General features: G+C 69.7%; 12 protein-coding genes. 2 read left to right on the forward strand and 10 right to left on the reverse strand.

Annotation, left to right across the window (positions count from 1 at the left end; translation table 11 throughout):
* Window positions 1–3: 3 nt before the first annotated feature.
* The 7 genes from ACZIYR_RS11460 to ACZIYR_RS11490 form a co-directional block, all read right to left on the reverse strand.
* Window positions 4–3,210 carry an efflux RND transporter permease subunit gene (locus tag ACZIYR_RS11460; protein WP_483526786.1) on the reverse strand — a complete coding sequence of 1,069 codons (3,207 nt, stop codon included), beginning with the start codon at window positions 3,208–3,210 and terminating at the stop codon, window positions 4–6.
* Complete coding sequence (locus ACZIYR_RS11465) at window positions 3,207–4,355, reverse strand: efflux RND transporter periplasmic adaptor subunit (protein WP_483526787.1); 1,149 nt, start codon at window positions 4,353–4,355, stop codon at window positions 3,207–3,209. Before ACZIYR_RS11465 ends, ACZIYR_RS11460 begins: the two co-directional genes overlap by 4 nt.
* Window positions 4,352–6,571: a TolC family protein gene (locus tag ACZIYR_RS11470; RefSeq protein WP_483526788.1), complete on the reverse strand. Its 2,220-nt coding sequence runs from the start codon at window positions 6,569–6,571 to the stop codon at window positions 4,352–4,354. Before ACZIYR_RS11470 ends, ACZIYR_RS11465 begins: the two co-directional genes overlap by 4 nt.
* A 204-nt stretch (window positions 6,572–6,775) precedes the next feature.
* Entirely contained in the window at window positions 6,776–7,240 is a 465-nt protein-coding gene (locus ACZIYR_RS11475; protein ID WP_473033924.1) for a DUF6586 family protein, read from the reverse strand.
* Window positions 7,237–9,882, reverse strand: a complete 2,646-nt coding sequence (gene topA, locus ACZIYR_RS11480) for a type I DNA topoisomerase (RefSeq protein WP_483526789.1) — start codon at window positions 9,880–9,882, stop codon at window positions 7,237–7,239. Before topA ends, ACZIYR_RS11475 begins: the two co-directional genes overlap by 4 nt.
* A gap of 261 nt (window positions 9,883–10,143) precedes the next feature.
* Complete coding sequence (locus tag ACZIYR_RS11485) at window positions 10,144–12,723, reverse strand: DUF3141 domain-containing protein (protein WP_483526790.1); 2,580 nt, start codon at window positions 12,721–12,723, stop codon at window positions 10,144–10,146.
* 142 nt (window positions 12,724–12,865) lie between these two features.
* Window positions 12,866–13,747, reverse strand: a complete 882-nt coding sequence (locus ACZIYR_RS11490) for an ATP-binding protein (protein WP_483526791.1) — start codon at window positions 13,745–13,747, stop codon at window positions 12,866–12,868.
* A 176-nt stretch (window positions 13,748–13,923) separates the two neighbouring features.
* Between ACZIYR_RS11490 and ACZIYR_RS11495 the strand changes: the two genes are divergently transcribed.
* A complete protein-coding gene (locus tag ACZIYR_RS11495; RefSeq protein WP_483526792.1) occupies window positions 13,924–14,913 on the forward strand; it encodes a LysR family transcriptional regulator in 990 nt (329 codons plus the stop codon).
* A gap of 234 nt (window positions 14,914–15,147) precedes the next feature.
* Window positions 15,148–16,200 carry a lipoyl synthase gene (lipA, locus tag ACZIYR_RS11500; RefSeq protein WP_483526793.1) on the forward strand — a complete coding sequence of 351 codons (1,053 nt, stop codon included), beginning with the start codon at window positions 15,148–15,150 and terminating at the stop codon, window positions 16,198–16,200.
* 38 nt (window positions 16,201–16,238) lie between these two features.
* Here the strand turns inward: lipA and lipB are convergent, their stop codons facing one another.
* The 3 genes from lipB to ACZIYR_RS11515 all read right to left on the reverse strand — a co-directional run bounded on the left by lipB (window position 16,239) and on the right by ACZIYR_RS11515 (window position 18,632).
* Complete coding sequence (gene lipB / locus ACZIYR_RS11505) at window positions 16,239–16,883, reverse strand: lipoyl(octanoyl) transferase LipB (RefSeq protein WP_483526794.1); 645 nt, start codon at window positions 16,881–16,883, stop codon at window positions 16,239–16,241.
* Window positions 16,883–17,185, reverse strand: coding sequence for an HP0495 family protein (locus tag ACZIYR_RS11510; RefSeq protein ID WP_483526795.1), 303 nt, complete (start codon window positions 17,183–17,185; stop codon window positions 16,883–16,885). The genes lipB and ACZIYR_RS11510 overlap by 1 nt, the downstream gene beginning before the upstream one ends.
* A 244-nt stretch (window positions 17,186–17,429) precedes the next feature.
* Window positions 17,430–18,632, reverse strand: coding sequence for a D-alanyl-D-alanine carboxypeptidase family protein (locus ACZIYR_RS11515; RefSeq protein ID WP_473033931.1), 1,203 nt, complete (start codon window positions 18,630–18,632; stop codon window positions 17,430–17,432).
* Window positions 18,633–18,672: the final 40 nt, after the last annotated feature.

Here is an 18,672-nt window from a genome sequence, read left to right on the forward strand (position 1 = left end):
ACCTCAGCCTGACACAGAACCGCCCCTGCTGTCGTGGCGGCGCTCATGCCCCGCCGCCGCCTGCCGGGCACGATCGCCGCGAAACGACACCCGCATCAGCAGCGAATAGAGCACCGGCACCACGCACAGGGTGATCAGCGCGGCGGCGAGCAGACCGAAGATGATGGTGATCGCCATGGGCGCCCAGAGCAGCCCGCCGCCCAGCCAGAGCGGCAGCAGGCCGCCGCTGGTGGTCAGCGTCGACATCAGAACCGGGCGCAGGCGCCGTCGGCCTGCCTCGAGGATCGCCTCCTGGGGCGAGAGGTGCTCACGCTCCAGATCGATGCGGTCGATCAGCACGATGGCGTTGTTGATCACGATACCGGCCAGCGACACCACCCCGAGGAAGGTCATGATGCCGAAGTGGGAGCCGGTGATGGTCAGCCCGAAGATCACCCCGATCAGCGACATCGGGATGGTGGCCAGGATGATCAGCGGCCGGCGCAGGGAGTTGAACTGCACCACCAGCAGCAGCAGGATCGCCATGGCGCCGATGGGCAGCTTCTCGGCGATGGAGTCGGTGGCGACCCGGGACGACTCGACCTCGCCGCCGAACTCGAAGAAATAGCCTTCCGGCCAGCTCGCCTGCTGCGCCTCCAGCCAGGGGCGCAGCTCACCGGCGACCCCGGCGGCGGTGACGCCCGGCGCCAGCTCCGCCTCCACCGAGATGGTACGGAAGCGATCCCGGCGCAGGATGCGCGCCGGCCCCCAGTCGAGTTCGACCTGGGCCACCTGGGCCAGGGGCACCCCTGAACCGCCCCCAGCGGGCAGCACGGTGACGCCCTCCAGGTCGTCGGGGGTGCGCGCCTCGCCGCGCTCGTTGCGCAGCTGGATGGGCACCAGGGTGTCGCCGTCGCGGAAGGTGCCCACCGTCATCCCCGAGAGCGCCGTCTGCAGACTCAGCGCCACGTCGCGCTCAGTGACGCCGGCGCGCAGCGCCCGGGCTGGATCCACGTCGATGCGCAGCCGCTTGATCCACTCCCCCCAGTCGTCGCGCACGTTGCGGGTGCCGGGCGCCTCGGTGACCCGCTGCCGCACCTCCTCGGCGATGCGCCTCAGGGTCGCCTCGTCGTCGCCGGAGATCCGCACCGCCAGCGGCACCGTCACCGGCGGGCCGAAGCTGGTGGCGGCCACGGTGGCCTGCAGATCCGGAAAGCGCTCGGAGAGCCAGCCGTCGAGGCGCTCGATCACCCCGTCCACCGCCTGCCAGCGGTTGGTCTGCAACAGCAGGAAGGCGTACTCGGGGCTCGGCGGCTCCGGGGCGTGGTTGATGATATAGCGCTCCCCGCCGAAGCCGATGAAGCTGCCCCAGCGCTCGACCCCGTCGCGGACCCAGTCGCCCTGCTCGTCTCGCTCTGCGGCAAGCTCATCGGCCAGAAAGGCCTCGACCTCCTCCACCACGGCCCGGGTGCGCTCGATGGGCGCCGAGAAGGGCAGGCGCAGCTCGGCGGTGACGATGGTGCGCTCCGCCTGGGGGAAGAAGATCTTGGGCAGGGGTCCGAAGCCGAGCCAGGCCAGCGCCAGCAGGCCGGCCACCGCGGCCAGGGTCAGGGCGCGCTGGCGCAGCAGGGCCAGCAGCAGCCGGCGGTAGCCGGCGTAGATCCGCTCGGCCAGACGCGCCGAGAGCGCGGGCCGCGGCTCGGCTCTCTCCTCCCCCTCTTCCAGGGTCTCGCCATCCTGCTCGCGCTTCTCCTGCGGCCTGATCTTGATAAAGGCCACGCAGAGCAGCGGAATCATGGTCAGCGAGAGCAGCCAGGAGGAGAGCAGCGTAATGGTGACGACCTGGAAGAGCGAGCGGGTGTACTCCCCCACGTCGGAGACGGCCAGGAACTGGGGCAGGAAGGCCGCCGCCGTGGTGAGCGAGGCGGTAAGCAGCGGGAAGCGCAGCTGCCGCGCCGAGTCCAGGGCCGCCTGGCGCACGCTCTTGCTCTCCCGGGCCGACACCTGGATCGACTCCACCATGACGATGGCGTTGTCCACCAGCATGCCCAGGGCGATGATCAGCGCTCCCAGCGACACCTGGTCCAGCCCGATATCGAAGAGCCCCATGAAGGCGAGGCAGGCGAGTATCGCCGAGGGCACCAGGCTCGCCACGATCAGCCCGGTGCGCAGCCCCAGGAAGAGCAGCATCACCAGGCAGACCAGGGCCACCGCCTGCAACAAATTGACCAGGAACTCGTTGATGCGCTCCTCGACCCGGTCGGGCTGGTTGGCCAGCACCTCGAACGCGAGGCCCACGGGCAGCTCCCGTTCGAGGCGTTCGATGGCGCCCTCGACCTGCTCGCCCAGGTCGAGGATATTACCCCCCTCGCGCATGGCGATGGCGATGGCGAGCCCCTGGATGCCATTGGCATGGTAGCGGGTCATCGGCGGCTCGGCGTAGCCGTGGCGCACCTCCATCAGCGAGCCCAGGGGCACCAGGGTACCGTCGGGCAGCGGCAGCAGCGCCCGACGGATCTCGTCGATATGGGTGAAGTTCCCGGTGGGCTCCAGCACCAGGCGCTCGTCGCCGGTACGGATCGCCCCGCCCGGCAGCACGATATTGCGCGCGGCCAGCAGCTGGGCGAGCCCCTGGGGCGAGACCCCGAGCTCGGCCAGACGCGCCTCGCGGTACTCCAGGAAGATGCGCTCTTCGGCGTAGCCGTGAAGATTGACCTTGGCCACGTCGTCGAGCATCAAGAGCCGGTCGCGCACATCGTCGGCCACCGCCTTGAGTTCCGCCTGCTCATAGCCCTCGCCGGTCAGCGAGAGCATGATGCCGAAGACGTCGCCGAACTCGTCGTTGATGATGAGCGCCAGGGCCTCGTCGGGGAGTCTCCCCCGGGCATCGCCCACCTTGCGGCGCAGCTTGTCCCAGCCGGCCTGGACGTCCTTGACGTCCGGGCGCAGCTCCACGCGGATGATGGAGACCCCGGCCCGGGAGGTGCTCTCCACGTAGTCGAGCTCGGGCATCTCCATGATGGCGGTCTCGAGCGGATCGCTGACCAGCTGCTCGACCCGTTCCGGGGTCGCACCGGGCAGGTAGGTGACCACCTGGGCCACCCGCACCGTCACGGCCGGATCCTCGGCCCGAGAGATGGAGAGGTAGCTGATCACCGCCCCCAGCAGCACCACCAGCAGCCCGGCGATGGTCACCCGGTTGTAGCGCAGTGCGGCCTCGGTCAGGGTCACGGTGAGGCCTCCCCATCGACGCGATGGTGATCGAGCAGGCGCACCCGCATGCCGTCATGGAGCCGGCTCATCCCCGCCACGATCAGCGCCTCGCCTGGGTCTAGCCCCGCCACCACCTCCAGGCGCTCGTCATGGCGCCCGCCCAGGGTCACGGCGCGGCGCGCCACCCTCGCCTCGCGGCCGTTGTTGACAGCTTGGCCCACCGATTCATCGGGCTCGGCCACCCTCTCTTCCGCCACATAGACGAAGTGGCCGTCGATATCCTGCTGAACCGCCGCCATGGGCACCCAGACACCGCTGCCGGGCCCGCCCAGGGGCAGCGTCAGCTCCGCCGCCATGCCGGGGCGCAGCCGCTCGCGTTGCGACTCGGCAAGATCGACCAGCCGAACCCGCAGCGGCCAGGTGGCCTGGCGGGGATCCACCGGCAGGCCGATCTCGGCGACCTCCCCAGCCAGAATCAGATCGGCCAGGGGCAGGCGTACCTGCACCGGCGCCCCGACGACCAGCTCATCCAACAGGTCCTCGGAGAGCGCCGCCCGTACCTCCAGCTCATCGCCGCAGGCCAGCACCAGCACCGGCTGGCCCGCGGCCAGGTTCTCGCCGGCCTCGGCCACTCGGCTGGCCACCCGGCAATCGCCGGGGGCGGCCAGGCGTGCAAAGCCGAGCTGGCGCTCGGCCAGGGCCAGGGCGTCCCGGGCGCCGTCGCGCTGGGCACGCGCCGCCTCCACCTGGGCCCGGGCGGCATCGAGATCCCGGGCGGTGGCGCTACCCGCCTCATAGAGACGCCGGGCGCGCTGCCATTCAGCCTCGGCGTTGGCCGCCGCCGCCTGGCTACCGGCCAGGGCCGAACGGGCGCGGTCGCGCTGCAGGCGCAGGTCGGTGGCTTCGAGGCGGGCCAGGGGCTGGCCGGCTTCCACCCGCTCTCCCACCGCCACCTCGAAGGCCTCGAGCTGACCCGCCACCCGGAAACTCAGGCGCCGATTGGCGGCTGCCTCCAGGCGCCCCGGCAGCTCGCGCTCACCGGCCGCCCCGCTAGCCTCCACGGTCAAGGTACGCACCGGGCGCAGCGGCGCCTCCTCCACCGGCTCGTCGGCGCAGCCGGCCAGCAGCACCAGCCCCGCGAGCAGGGCCGCTCGAATGATCATGGCCACTCTCCTTCAGTCTGGGTGCGATGGGGCACGGCCAGGAACCGCTCCCGGGCCTCGGCCGTCATGGGGCCCGGGGTCACGCCTAGCGCCCGCTGCAGGTGCACCAGCGCCTGCAATGCCTGCCAGCGCGCCTCGGCGGCGGCCAGCCCCGCCTGGCGGGCACTGGTGCGGGCATTGAGCAGCGCCACCTGGGGCAGCGCACCCTCGCGCCAGCCAGCCTCGGCCAGGGCCAGGGCCTCCTCGGCGTGGCCCAGCGCCTCGTCGCGCAACGCGATGCGCCGCCAGGCGGCGGCGAGCTCGACGCTGGCCGCGCGCAGCCGGGCCTCCAGGCCCAGGCGCGCCTCGGCGTCCTCGAGCGCCAGCTGCTCCAGACGTGCCGCGCTGCGATCGCGCTCGATGCTGCGCCGGCCGCCGGCGTAGAGCGGCAGCCGCGCCGAAACGCCGAGGCTCCACTGGTCGCGGCCGGTCTCGGGCAGCGCCACCCCGGCCCCCTCCAGGGCCGCGACACCGGCCTGAACGGAGGGATGGGGCGACTCCCAGGGCGCCCGCTCGCCCTGGCCACCGCGGGAGAACTCGCTGGTGTAGCGGGCCTCGAGGCCCACCTGGGGCAGCCAGAAGGCGCGGCGGCGGGAGGTGAGCTCCCGCTCGGCGGCGCGGCGCAGATCGCCCAGCGCCGCGAGCTCCGCCGAGTCACGCAGGGCGCGCTCCACCAGCCGCTGCTGCCAGGCGGCGAGACTCGTCGGGGTGGCCAGGGCCGCATCGAAGCGGGCGTCGCCGCCTAGCCATTCCTGACTGTCCAGGTCCGGCTCGACCGGCAGGAGCGAGGCATCGGGGTCACGGCCGAGGCGTCGGTTCAGGGCAATGGCCAGCCGCTCACGGTCGGCCACCGCCTGCTCCAGACGCTCCCGGGCCTGGGTCAGCTCCGCCTCGAAGCGCGCCACCTCGCCACGTCCCACGGCGCCGGCACGCTCACCGCGCACCGCCTGGTCGCGCTGGGCCCGGGCCAGGTCGAGGTCAGCTTCGAGGACCTGACGGCTCGCCTCCAGGCGCAGCAGGTCGAGAAACTCCCGCGCCACCTCCAGCGCCAGGTCGAGGCTCTCCACCTCGAGCTCGGCGCGCCGGGCGCGATCGCGGCTGTCGGCAATGGCGATGGCGGCCAGCGCCGGCTCGGAGAAGAGCAGCTGTTCGAGCACCAGGCCACCGGCGACCCGACGCTCCGGCTCCTGGCCCAGGGCGGCACGGGCACGGGTCTCGTCGATCATCCGCCCGGTGGCTTCCAGGTAGAGGCTGGGGCGATAGCGCGACGCCGCCAGATCGCGCTCATGGGCGTCCACCTCCACCGCCTGGCGGGAAGCGGCCAGGCCCAGGTTGTCGGCGAGCGCCAGGGCCACCGCCTCGCCGAGCGCAAGCCGCTCCCCACTCAGGGCAGCGGTCTCGCCCAGCAGACGCGCCTGGCTGAGCAGCGTGAAGCTGGGCGCCCAGTCGAGGCGCGCGGCGGCCTCGAGGTTGAGCCAGACGCGGTCCAGCGGGGGACGGTCATCGAGGGGTTCGGGCGGGCGCCCGGCGGCCAGGTCGTCCAGCCGCAGTGCCAGGCGGCGCCGCCAGGCATCGAGGTCCAGCGCCCCGGGCGAGGAGAGCAGCGCGCCACGCTCGACGTGTCGGGCATCGGTCAGCGCCACCCCGGGTACGCCGGCGGCGGCCAGCTTGTCTAGCAGCCGACGCTGGGCGGGCGCATCGTGTTCGGGCAGGGCCAGCAGCAGGGCGGCGTCGGCCCCCTCCAGCTCGGCGCCGGCGGGCAGTCGCGAGGGGTCCACGGCCAGGGACACCAGGGCGATGCCGCGGGCGTCGGCCTCGGCGGCCAGGGCCTCGCTGGCAGGCTCGACCGCACCGGGCGGGCCGATCAGCAGCACCCGGGAGGCACCCTTGAGGGGCTCCAGGGCGAAGGGATTGGTGGCGATGAGGAAGGCGGACGTTTCCAGCCGCGCCAAGCCCGGTAGCCGGGCCCCGCCGCCGGGCGGCGCCGGCACCAGTGACGGCGCGGTGCGCCCGGCGGCGAGGCGCGTCAGTTCCTGCTGCAGGGCGGGCAGGTCGGCCTCACCGCCGGGCAGCAGGCGGGGGTCCAGCCCCAGCTCGGCCGCACCGGCGAGGGGCGAGGCCAGCAGCAGGACCAGCAGAGGGGAAATGAACAGGCGCGTCCATGCGTTGGCGTTCATATCGAGTGCCCGGTGGGTGGCGGATGGCCCCGAGTATAAACGACTGTTTGAAAGATACTAGGTCAAGGGGCCGCAGGCACCCCATTGGCAGCGCTGCGCGCTGCTTCGCGCGCTGAAGCGCCCTCCCACAGCCAAGTTGCCAACGGTGGCCGACTTCTTTGTGGGAGGCCGGTTTGCCGGGCGAAGGCGCCTAACTCGCGGGCATCACCACTCCTGGCTGGTTTCGCGCAGCGCGGCGATCTCGGCCTTGGCCTCGCGCAGGCAGCCAAGCAGTTCGTCGCCCAGGGCGGCGGCGCTGCCCACGGCGATCAGGCCCGCCGCGGCACCGCTCGCGCGCCGGGCGACGCCGTCGCTTGAGTGCAGCGCCTCGAGCTTGGCGAGCAGCCAGTTAAGCCAGCTGCCCTCCCGGGCGGCCAGCTCACGCAGGCGCTGCAGCTCGGCCACCGACTCGCCCTCGGGGCCCAGCAGCTCGCGCCAGTCGTGACGCTCGAGGGCGGCATGCTCGGTCACCTCGCGCAAAAGCGACTGCAGCGCCAGCTCGAAGAGCGCGAGCGCGCCCTCCTCCGCCGCCATGCGCCGCGCCTCGGCGTGCTCGTCGCTGCCCGGGGCCACCTGCAGCAGCAGCTCGGCCTGATAGAGCAGCTGGTTGGTACGGGATCGCGGGGTCACTTGCGCTTGTCCTCCACCTGCCACTTGCCGTTATCGAAGGTCGCCTTCCAGCCGGTGGCCTTGCCGCCCTCGTCGGTCATCACGTACTGGGACTTGGTCTTGCGCGAGAAGCGAATTTGCGCCGGGCGGCCGTCCGGGTCTTCGCTTGGCGCCTTGAGCAGGAAGTGGTACTTCTCCGGCAGCTCATCGGCGTGGGCCTTCAGCTCGCGCACCAGCGGCGGGCGGGTTTCGCGGTTCTTGGGGAACTTGCTGGCGGCCAGGAACAGGCCGCTGGCGCCGTCGCGCAGCACATAGTGATCGTCGACCTTCTGGCACTCGAGCTCAGGCATGGGGATGGGATCCATCTTGGGCGGCGCCACCTCGCCGCTCTTGAGCAGCTTGCGGGTGTTCTTGCACTCGCTGTTGGTGCAGCCGAAGTACTTGCCGAAGCGGCCCGACTTGAGCTGCATCTCGCTGCCGCACTTGTCGCACTCGATGGTGGGGCCGTCATAGCCCTTGATGCGAAACCGGCCCTGCTCCACCTCATAGCCGTCGCAGTCGGGGCTATTGCCGCAGATGTGCAGCTTGCGGGTCTCGTCGATCAGGTAGCTGTCCATGGCGGTCCCGCACTTGGGACAGCGGTGCTTGGCACGCAGCGCCTCGGTTTCCGCCTCCTCGTCGGCATCGGCGGCCACCGCCTCCTCCCCGGGCAGCAGGTCGATGGTGGTCTTGCAGCGCTCCTTGGGCGGCAGGTTGTAGCCCGAGCAGCCCAGGAAGACCCCGGTGGAGGCGGTGCGGATCTGCATCTTGCGCCCGCAGGTCGGACAGTCGATATCGGTGGGCACCGGCTGGTTGGGCCGCATGCCCTCCTCGCTCTCGGCCGCCTCGAGCTCCTTCTTGAATTCGGCGTAGAAGGCGTCGAGCAGCGCGCGCCAGTTGCGCTCGCCCTCGGCCACCTCGTCGAGGCTGTCCTCCATGCGCGCGGTGAAGGAGAAATCCATCAGGTCGGGGAACGACTCCTTGAGCCGTTCGGTGACGATGTCGCCGAGCTTCTCGGCGTAGAAGCGCCGGTTCTCCAGCTTGACGTAGCCGCGGTCCTGGATGGTGGAGATGATCGAGGCATAGGTGGAGGGGCGGCCGATGCCGCGCTTCTCCAGCTCCTTGACCAGGCTTGCCTCGGTGTAGCGCGCCGGCGGCTTGGTGAAGTGCTGCCGCGGGTCGAGCCGCTCGAGGTGCATGGGCGTGCCCTCGGCGAGATCCGGCAGCGCCTGGTCCTCGTTCTTGCCGGCGGGCTTCATGACGCGGGTGTAACCGTCGAACTTGAGTACCCGCCCCTTGGCCTTGAGCTCGTAGCCGTCCGCCGCCACCGTCAGGGTGCTGGAGAGGTACTCCGCCGGGGTCATCTGGCAGGCCACGAACTGACGCCAGATCAGCTCGTAGAGGCGTTCGGTGTCGCGCTCCATGCCGGACAGGTCGCTGGCCTTGCGCTGCACGTCGGTGGGACGGATCGCCTCGTGGGCCTCCTGGGCGCCCTCCTTGCTGGAGTAGCGGTTGGGCGACTCGGGCAGGTAGCGCTTGCCGTACGCCTGATCGATATGCTCCCGCGCCATGCCCACCGCATCCTGGGAGAGATTGGTGGAGTCGGTCCGCATATAGGTGATGTAGCCCGCCTCGTAGAGGCGCTGAGCAAGCGTCATGGTCTTCTTCACCGAGAACCCCAGCCGGCCGCTGGCGGCCTGCTGCAGCGTCGAGGTGATGAAGGGGGCACCGGGCTTCGAGCGGGTCGGCTTGTCCTCCCGAGAGGTGATCGCCAGGCTGGCCTCGCGCAGCGCGGCGATGCGCTCCAGGGTCTGTGCCTCGGAGGTGGGCCGGAAGGGCTTGCCGTCCTGGCGGACCAGCTCGAAGCGGATCGGCTCCGCCGCGTCGCCACCCGCGGCCGGCACCGGCAGCAGGTCGGCGTGCACGTCCCAGAACTCCTCCGGCACGAAGGCGCGGATCTCCCGCTCGCGCTCGACGATCAGCCGCACCGCCACCGACTGGACGCGCCCGGCGGACAGCCCCCGGGCGATCTTGGCCCACAGCAGCGGCGAGAGCATGAAGCCCACCACCCGGTCGAGGAAGCGCCGCGCCTGCTGCGCCTCGACCCGCGGGACATTGAGGCTGCCGGGCTCCTGGAAGGCCTCCTGGATAGCGTTCTTGGTGATCTCGTTGAACACCACCCGCTTGTAGCGCTCGGCGTCGCCGCCGATGGTCTCCTTGAGGTGCCAAGCGATCGCCTCCCCCTCGCGGTCGAGGTCGGTCGCGAGATAGACGGCATCGGCCTTCTCGGCGAGCTTCTTGAGCTCGGCGACCACCTTCTCCTTGCCGGGCAGTATCTCGTAGTGGGCCTCCCAGCCGTGCTCGGGGTCGATGCCCATGCGCCGAATCAGCTGCTCGCGGGACTTGCGCTTGCGGTACTCGGCCTTCGCTTCGGGGGACATCTTGCGTGTCGCCGCGGCCTGGCGCGCGCGCTCCTTGGGGTCGGAGGCTGCCTTGCCCGAGCCGCTGGTCGGCAGGTCACGGATATGACCCACGCTCGACTTCACGATGAATTCGTTGCCGAGGTATTTGTTGATCGTCTTGGCCTTGGCCGGCGACTCGACGATGACCAGTGACTTGCCCATAGTGCTCCACTTTCTGCACGGTACCGGCCCGGTGGCCGGCGCCTGACGGTTCTGTCCCGGCGCTCGCCGCGGGGCGATTTGCCGGGTGAAAAATCCGCTTACCCTACCCCAGCCGTTGCTGTCGCGCCAGTCGCGCCGGGACGGCCGACACGTCGCCGGTCCTCTAGAACCTAGACGGCCGACCCCGTATCCGGCAAACCCCGAGCCCGCAAAGCAGACGCCTCCGACGACGAATCGACGGAGGCGTAAGCGGTCAGCGGCTTAGCGTTTGCGCGGCTTACGGGGCTGCCCGCTCTTGCCGGTACCGCGACGCTTCGGCTTGTTGACGGCGGGCTCGGCGTCCGGAGCGCTGGCGGCCGCGTCACCGGACTTGGCGCTGGCTGCAGCGGGCGGCGCCTTGGCCTCCCCCTTACCGGGCTCGGGCTCAGTCTCGGGCTCGGGGCTAGGCGCGGCGGCCGGCGCCTCGACTTCCGCCTTATCGGGCTCGGGCTCCGATTTGGGCTCAGGCGCGGCGGTCTTGCCTCTGGCCGGGGCGGGGTTGTCGGCGAAGTGCTTCTCGAACTCGCTCTGGGCCGTCGACTGGGCCTTGGCGCCACTCTCCACCTCGGCCTGCAGTTCGGCCAGGGCCTGGCGCTGGTCGGCAGGCTCGACGCGCTCTAGCGCCACGCCGAACAGCTCGCGAATGTGCCGGTAGCGCTCCTGAGCGTGCGAGGGCAGGTCGCCGCTGGCCGCCAGGACGTGGTCGATGTGCTCCAGGTGACCGCGGATGGCGTCGGCGCTTTCGCCCTTGAGCAGCTCGGGAATCGCCGCCAGCGCCGCCTCGCGGTCCAGCTTGAGGATGAAGAACTGCTCGCGCACCAGATGCTTGAAGTCGGCGAGGGTGCTGCCGGGCTCCAGCTCCGCCCGCGAGGCGCGCAGCCGCTTGAAGTTGCGCTCGTCGGTGGTCGGCGAGCCGCCCAGCACATGGATGACCGCCCGCATCACCGCTTCGTGGCTGCCGCCCTCAGCGACCTCTTCGCGCAGCTGGGCCTGGCGCTGCTCGATGAAGCGGCGATGCTCCGGCTCGCTTCCGGGGCGACGGCGATGCGCATGGGCGTCGCCGCCTAGCCCCACCATGGCCTGCAGCAGCGGCTGGCCGTAGAGATCGAGAAACAGCCGCTCGGTGGCCTGATCGCGCAGATCCCGCCAGGCGTTCAGCCCGCGCGTGATCTGCTCGGAAACGATGCCCTCCATCAGCCGAAAGACGTTGTCATCGTCGACGGGGTGACGGTCGCTGCGCACCCAGTCGGCCAGCACCGGCAGCGGCACCGACAGCGGGTTGCGATCGGAGAGCAGCTTGTAGCCCAGGCGAATCGGATGGGTGCGACGAATCCACTTCGCCGCCTCGGGGGTGATGGCGGCGCGCACCCAAGGCTGCACGAAGAGTCGATAAAGCCCCAGGTTGATCTCGGAGATCCGCGCCACGGCGGCGAAGCGGGTATCGTCCTCGGGCCGGTGGGCGATGACGTCTCGATTGAGCCCCTCGATGGTGCGCGGCTTGAACTCCAGCAGGTAGTCGCGCTCGAGCAGCTCGGCGTCGCTGCGCTCCGCCGCCGAGGTCACGGTGGTCTCGTAGAGGCCGGGTGGCAGCACGTCGATATAGTCGATGTTGGCGGTGAACTCGGCGTGCTCCTTGCGCGACACGCTCCCCGACACGAAGATGCCCAGGTGGCCAGTACTGTCATGGACGCAATAGACGATGGTCTGGTCGCTGGCGATGATGTCATCGACCCCTTCGTAGAGGTCGCGCACCCAGCCCAGCGCCTGAGGCGGCGGCGTGATGTCGTCACCCTGGGAGCAGAACACCACCACCGGCGAACGCACGTTGCGCAGGTCGATGCGCCGCCCGTCGGAGGTGACCAGCTGCGCGGTGGAGAGACGATTGCCGACGAAGAGGTTGTCAACGATGTACTGGATCTCCTCGCCGCCCAGCACCACGTGACCGCCCCACCAGCGCTCGAACTCCAGGTAGCGCTCGGCTTCGCTGTCCACATTGGCGAACAGCCGATACTGCTTGGTCCAGTAGGTGTTGGCCGGATTCAGGCGCTCGAAGTTCTGCACCAGCCAGGCGCCGTCGAACTCGCCGTCGCCGATGTCGCTGAGCAGCGAGGTCATCCAGCTGCCGCCGCTCATGCCGCCGGAATAGCGCATCGGCGCGCCACCCCGCTCACCGGCCCAGTAGGAGAGCGGTGCGCCGGCGATCAGGATCGGCCCGAACAGGTCGGGTTCCAGCGAGGCCGCCATCATGATCTGCCAGCCGGCCTGACAGTTGCCCACCACCATGGGCTTCTCCGAGGAGTCCGGATGGCGCTCCACGACGCAGCGCAGGAAGGCGATCTCGGCCTCGACCACATCCTCCACCGTCTGCCCCGGCTGGGGATAGGGCAGAAAGCCGATGAAGTAGCAGGGGTGCCCGGCGCGCAGCGCCACACCGACCTCGCTGTCGGGCTTGAAGCCGCCGATTCCCGGCCCGTGACCGGCCCGCGGGTCCACTACCACGAAGGGGCGAGCCTGGAGGTCGATCTCGGTACCCTCCGGAGGCAGGATACGCATCAGCTCGTAGTTCACCGGTCGCGGCAGCTCGCGACCGTCCATGACGACCTCGGCGTCGAAGCCGAGCACATTGGGCTTGGTCTTCTCGATATGCTCGAGGTACTGGTTGCCGCGCTGGCGCATCACATCCATGTAGAGCACGCTGCGCTCGACGGCGTCTCGCCAGTAGCCGAAGGCGGCGCGGCCGAAACCGAAGGGGTCCAGAAAGCTCATCGCCTCTGCGGGCGGTGTCGGCATCAGGGGGTTCATGTATGGCTCCTAGGTTCGCTGGGCCGGAGCTGCCGGCGCCAGGAGGGAGAAACTATGCTGCATTGCAATATAGCAAGGATACGCCTAATGCCACCAATGCGCAGCCGCTGCCGGCGATTTTTTTAGTTCATTTTTCTTAAGCTCATCGCACTTTGGCATGACCGATACCGGCGTCATTCCACTCCGCCAGGGCCCGGCGCTCACGGCGCCGCGCCTCCGCCGGGTCGCGCCCCCATACCAGCAGCCGCGCCTCGTCGCTCTGGGAAGGCTGGTCCAGCCGCACCCCAGGGCCGCCGCTGATGCGGCCGGCGCCCAGCAGCACCACCAGCCGCGCCTGACCGGGCCGCCCCGGCCCGTGTCCCATGGGACCGATCCGGGGGCGCCGCAGCCGCTCGCCGGCCACCAGACGCAGCTGCTCGACGGCCAGGTCGAGGCCGGTCAGCACCTCGGCGAGGCCTTCCCGGCCGCTCAGCCCGGGGCGCATGCCAGCAAAGCCCAGCCGGTTACCGTCGAGGGTAAAGCTGAGGGTCGCCAGCCCCACCAGCCCCACCGCCCGGGCGCCCTGCACCGCCAGCTGGCCGAGATAGGCACGCTGCTCGGGCGTCAGGCGCTCGCTGGGCGCAATCCCCTGGCCATTGGCCACGATCTCATGCTCGACCAGCGCCAGGGCACGCTGCTCCCGGTCGACCAGCACCGGCAGGTGAAGCCGGGGCGAAGCATCGGCGGCATCGGCGAGCGGCAGCTGTGCCTCGCGCATCAGCTGGCGAATCGCCTGGGCATCGCACATCGCCGCGACCAGCGGCTCGCGGGGGCCGATGAAGGTGAGCCCGGCCTCGCGACAGGCGCGTGCCAGGGCGAGCTGGGTGGGGGAATCCGCCTCCCCCGGGTGCAGCGCCTGGCAGCCGAGTCGCAGGGCCCTGGCGGTCAGGGACTGTTCGGATTCGCCGCCGCCGGGGTGCCAGGCGAGCTCCAGCTCGCGGCAGGCCTGCACCCCACGCAGCGACGCCAGCCCCGTGGATGCCATCAAGACTCCCCGCCACGGCGCCCCCCGGAGCGGGAAAGAAAGGGGATCTTGCATGAGCGCGCTCCTCGATGGCCAGGGTGGCGGACATGGCCGCCGCCAGCGGCCGGTGTTAGCATGAAAAGGGAGCGGCGGCCGCGCGTGCCGCCCGCCTGCGACTCTACCCAGCGGATTCACCGATGACCACGCCAAGGCTGCTCAATCGTCTGACCTTTCGCCAGCTGCAGGTCTTTCAGGCCGTGCACGGCCAGCAGTCCTACTCGCGGGCGGCCGAACAGCTGGGCCTGACCCAGCCGGCGGTGAGCGCCCAGATACGCCAGCTGGAGCAGGTCCTGGGGCAGCCGCTGTTCAAGTACGCCGGCAAGACGCTACACGTGCTGCCGGCGGCCGACGCGCTGGCGGCATCCACCCAGGCGATCTTCGGTCAGGTGTCGCGGCTGCAGATGGCGCTTTCCGACATGGCCGGCACCATCTCGGGGGAGCTCAACCTGGCGGCGGTCTCCACCGCCCAGTACGTGGTGCCCCACCTCATCGCCCGCTTCCGCGCCCACTACCCCAACATCCAGGTACGCCTGCAGGTATGTAACCGCAGCCAGGCGCTGGAGCGGCTGGCGGCACGGCGCGACGACCTGGTGATCATGGCCATGGTACCGGAAGACGACGACAACCTGGTGTTCATGCCGATCCTGGAGAACGAGCTGATCCCGGTGGTCTGGCCGGGCCATCCGCTGCTGGCCCAGCGGGCGCCGACCCTGGAGGACCTGGCTCAGCACTACCTGTTGATGCGCGAACCGGGCTCGGGGGTGCGCACGGCCTTCGAGCAGCTGGCCGCCGAACAGGACGTGAGCCTGGACCACACCATGGAGCTTGGCACCAACGAAGCGATCAAGCAGGGCGTGATGGCCCATCTTGGCGTGGCCATTCTACCGCGGCTGGCGGTGAAGCTGGAGCTGGCCTCCGGCCTGCTGGACGAGCTGCCGCTGCCAGGCTTCCCGCTGCGCCGCTCCTGGTGCACCGTCTACCCTCGCGACCGCTTCCCGACCCCGGTGACCGAGCTCTTCCTGCGCTTCGTGCGCGAGCGACTCGGGGAGTTCAGCGCCCACTTCCAGGCCCCGGCGCGTCCCATGCCCGACCACGGCGTGGTGTGCCTGCCAATCTCACCACCCTGACCCGTCGACGGCTGGCGGCTCTGGCGAGGGCTATCGCAGTTTTACAAAGGAAACTATCTGCGATAGCCCCGCGAACCACGCCCCGCCTGTCACCTGACGATGCGACTGTGGTAGATTACGGGCCTGCGACCAACGTATCAATTTGCCTGCCCTGCGCCCCCGGAGCGTGCTCACCGCTCCCGACGCCTATCGCGCAGGGCCCGGGCAGCCGCCGAGTGGAGGGGCTCACACCCTATGAGCGACAGCACCTCAAAACGCATCCCCAGCGGTGAGAAATTCCGCAACGAGCACGGCATGGCCGTGATCAAGGATGGCATGAAGCAGCGCCATCAGGCTGAGGAACGCCCCGAGCCGGGGCGAAAGCCCCAGTGGCTGCGGGCCCAGATTCCCGGGGGTGAGCGCTTCGAGGCGGTCAAGAAGAACGTCAGCACCCATCGCCTGAGCACGGTTTGCGCCGAGTCCCACTGCCCCAACATGGGCGAGTGCTGGAGCAACGGCACCGCCACCATCATGCTGATGGGCTCGGTGTGCACCCGCGCCTGTCGCTTCTGCGCGGTGGATACCGGTAATCCCAAGGGCTGGCTCGATACCGAAGAGCCGGCCAACACCGCCAAGTCGGTGGAGCTGATGGGGCTGCGCTACGTGGTGTTGACCTCTGTTGACCGCGACGACCTGCCCGACGGCGGCGCCGGCCACTATGCCGCGTGCATTGGCGCCATCAAGGCCAACACCCCCGAGGTGGTGGTCGAGGCCCTGACCCCGGACTTCGACGCCGAGCCGGCCGCCGTGGAACGCGTGGTCGACGCCGGCCTCGAGGTCTTCGCCCAGAACGTCGAAACCGTGGAGCGGCTGACCCAGCGAGTGCGCGACCCCCGCGCCGGCTACCGCAAGACCCTGGACGTGCTGGCGCACGCCAAGCGCCACCGGCCCCAGGTACTGACCAAGACCAGCCTGATGCTGGGGCTGGGCGAAACCGAGGAGGAGATCCTGGCCACCTTCGACGACCTGCGCGAGATCGGCGTGGACATCGTCACCCTCGGCCAGTACCTGCGCCCCACCCGCAACCACCTGCCGGTGGAGCGCTGGGTGACGCCCGCAGAGTTCGAGCACTATCGCCAGATCGGCCTGGAGAAGGGCTTCATGGAGGTGGCGTCGGGGCCGCTGGTCCGCTCCAGCTATCGCGCCGATCGGGTCTTCGAGAAGAACAACCTGGGCCTGGCCGCCCCCGCCGAGGTGCCGGGCCAGCCCAGCGACCCCAACCGCATCGACGCCATCAACGTGGGCTAAACAGGGGCGAGGTTCGAGGGGCGAGGTCCGAGGGGCGCCTAGCCCCCTACCTTGCGCCCCAGCTCACCCGCCAGGCAGGCCGCCAGGCGCTCGCCCACCGCCTCGACGGAGGGACAGTCGGCGACGTGATCCGCCAGCCGGGTCATCGCCATGCCGGCATAGCCGCAGGGATTGATGCGGTCGAACGGCGCGAGATCCCCGTCGACGTTGAGCGCCACGCCGTGAAAGCTCGCCCCCCGACGAATCCGCAATCCCAGCGAGGCGATCTTGTTCTCCCCCACATAGACACCTGGCGCCTCGGGACGCGCCCGAGCAGCGACGCCGTGTTGTGCCAGCAGCGCGATCACGGCGTTCTCGATGGCGCTCACCAGGTCACGCACGCCGAGGCGGCTACGTCGCACGTCCAGCAGCGGATAGAGCACCAACTGCCCGGGGCCGTGATAGGTCACCTGGCCGCCGCGATCGGTCTGCACCACCGGAATATCGCCCGGCATTAGCAGGTGCTCGGGCTTGCCGGCCTGGCCTTGGGTGAACACCGGGTCGTGCTCCACCAGCCAGATCTGGTCGGGGGTTTCGGCATCGCGGGAGTCGGTGAGGTCGCGCATCGCCTGCCAGACCGGCCGATAGGGGCGGCGCCCCAGCCGATGCAGGGCGATAGGGGGGAGCGTCTCGGTGGGCGGCATCACACCACCATATGCACGCGGCCGGTGGCCTTGAGCTCCTCGAACAACGCCTTGAGCTGCGCCTCGCCGGTGGCTCTCAGGGTCAGGCGCACCGACAGAAAGCGGGCGTTACGGCTCTCCACCACCTGCAGGCGCGTCGCATCGAAGTCGGGATCGTGGCGGCTGACCACCTGGCAGACGACGGCGGTGAAATCCTCAGCCGCATCACCCACCACCTTGATCGGGTAGTCGCAGGGAAAGCTGATCTTCGGCGGCTTGCCGCCGGTCGGACGGCGCAGGTCGCGCAGGGACTTGTCGCTCATTGCGGAACTCATGAGTCGCGGATGTGACGCCATTTTACGCAAGCCGAGGGCGAGGGGCGAGGGGCGAGGGAGCATTCGCCTTCAGCCACAAGCGACAAGGGGTTTCCTTGTCGCTTGTTCCTTGAACCTCGAACCTTGAACCTCGAACCTTGAACCTCGAACCTTGAACCTTGAACCTTGAACCTCGAACCTCGAACCTCGAACCTCGAACCTCGAACCTCGAACCTCGAACCTGGCCGAAAGCCTAGCCGAACCAGCCACCGACCAGGTTGCTGAAGAAGCGCCGCACCTCGTCGAACAGGCGCTTGAACATGCCGCCCTCCTCGATCGCTTCCAGCGCGATCAGCGGCTGCTCGCCTACCACCTCGTCGCCAAGCAGCACCTCCAGGGTGCCCAGCCGGTCACCCGAGGCGATCGGCGCCGCCAGATCGGCACGGATGTCGAGCCGGGCACTGAGCTCCTGATTACGGGCCCGCGGCACTGTCATGTGGACGTCCTCATCGACGCCGAGGCGCAGCTCGTTCTTCTCGCCGCCCCATACCCGGGGGGTGCTCAACACCGATCCCTGGTCGTAGAGCTTGAGCGTCTCGTAGTAGCGAAAGCCATAGCTCAGCAGCTTCTGGGTCTCCTGGGCCCTCGCCTCTTCGGAGCTGGTCCCCATCACCACCGAGATCAGGCGCATGTCGTCGCGCTTGGCCGAGGCCACCAGACCGTAGCCCGCCTCGGTGGTCCAGCCGGTCTTCAGGCCGTCGACGGTAGGGTCGCGCCACAGCAGGCGGTTGCGGTTGGGCTGGCGGATATCGCTGTAGGTGAAGTACCTCTCGGCATAGACGGCGTAGTGCTCGGGATAGTCGTTGATGATGTAGCGCGACAGCAGCGCCATGTCCCGGGCCGAAGAGTACTGCTCGGGATGCGGCAGGCCGGTGGCGTTGGTGAAGTTGGTGTTGTGCAGCCCCAGCCGGGTGGCGTGCTGGTTCATCATGTCGGCGAAGGGCACCTCGCCGCCGGCCAGGTGCTCGGCCACCGCCACGCTGGCGTCGTTGCCCGAGGAAATGATAATGCCGTAGAGCAGGTCGCGGATCGACACCTCGGTATCGACCTCGATGAACATCTTGGAGCCGCCGGTCCGCCAGGCGTTCTCGCTGACCCGCACCATGTCGTCCATGCCGATATTGCCGCGGTCGAGCTCACGCTCCACCAGGTAGGCGGTCATCAGCTTGGTCAAGCTGGCCGGGGGCAGGCGCTCATCGGCGCTGTGCTCGACCAGCACGCGACCGCTGTCGGCATCCATGAGGATCCAGGAGTTGGCGGCGATCTGCGGCGGTGCCGGAATCATGGTCTGCGGCGCGGGCACGCCCTGGGCCAGCGCCTGGGGAACCGCCAGCACCAGGCTCAGCAGCATCACCGGCAGCAGGCGTGGGCGAAGGAAACGGAACAGCACTCTCATGGGCATGGATTTCACCGGAAACATCAGATAGTCAGGGGGA

The organism is Billgrantia sp. NRB1, from assembly GCF_056921725.1.

Bases quoted from the DNA above. Each gene is read 5' to 3' on its own strand.
- ACZIYR_RS11465 (WP_483526787.1), bottom strand. From the start codon at position 4,355: ATGATCATTCGAGCGGCCCTGCTCGCGGGGCTGGTGCTGCTGGCCGGC.
- ACZIYR_RS11470 (WP_483526788.1), bottom strand. From the start codon at position 6,571: ATGAACGCCAACGCATGGACGCGCCTGTTCATTTCCCCTCTGCTGGTC.
- topA (WP_483526789.1), bottom strand. From the start codon at position 9,882: ATGGGCAAGTCACTGGTCATCGTCGAGTCGCCGGCCAAGGCCAAGACG.
- ACZIYR_RS11485 (WP_483526790.1), bottom strand. From the start codon at position 12,723: ATGAACCCCCTGATGCCGACACCGCCCGCAGAGGCGATGAGCTTTCTG.
- ACZIYR_RS11490 (WP_483526791.1), bottom strand. From the start codon at position 13,747: ATGGCATCCACGGGGCTGGCGTCGCTGCGTGGGGTGCAGGCCTGCCGC.
- ACZIYR_RS11495 (WP_483526792.1), top strand. From the start codon at position 13,924: ATGACCACGCCAAGGCTGCTCAATCGTCTGACCTTTCGCCAGCTGCAG.
- lipA (WP_483526793.1), top strand. From the start codon at position 15,148: ATGAGCGACAGCACCTCAAAACGCATCCCCAGCGGTGAGAAATTCCGC.
- lipB (WP_483526794.1), bottom strand. From the start codon at position 16,883: ATGCCGCCCACCGAGACGCTCCCCCCTATCGCCCTGCATCGGCTGGGG.
- ACZIYR_RS11510 (WP_483526795.1), bottom strand. From the start codon at position 17,185: ATGAGCGACAAGTCCCTGCGCGACCTGCGCCGTCCGACCGGCGGCAAG.
- ACZIYR_RS11515 (WP_473033931.1), bottom strand. From the start codon at position 18,632: ATGAGAGTGCTGTTCCGTTTCCTTCGCCCACGCCTGCTGCCGGTGATG.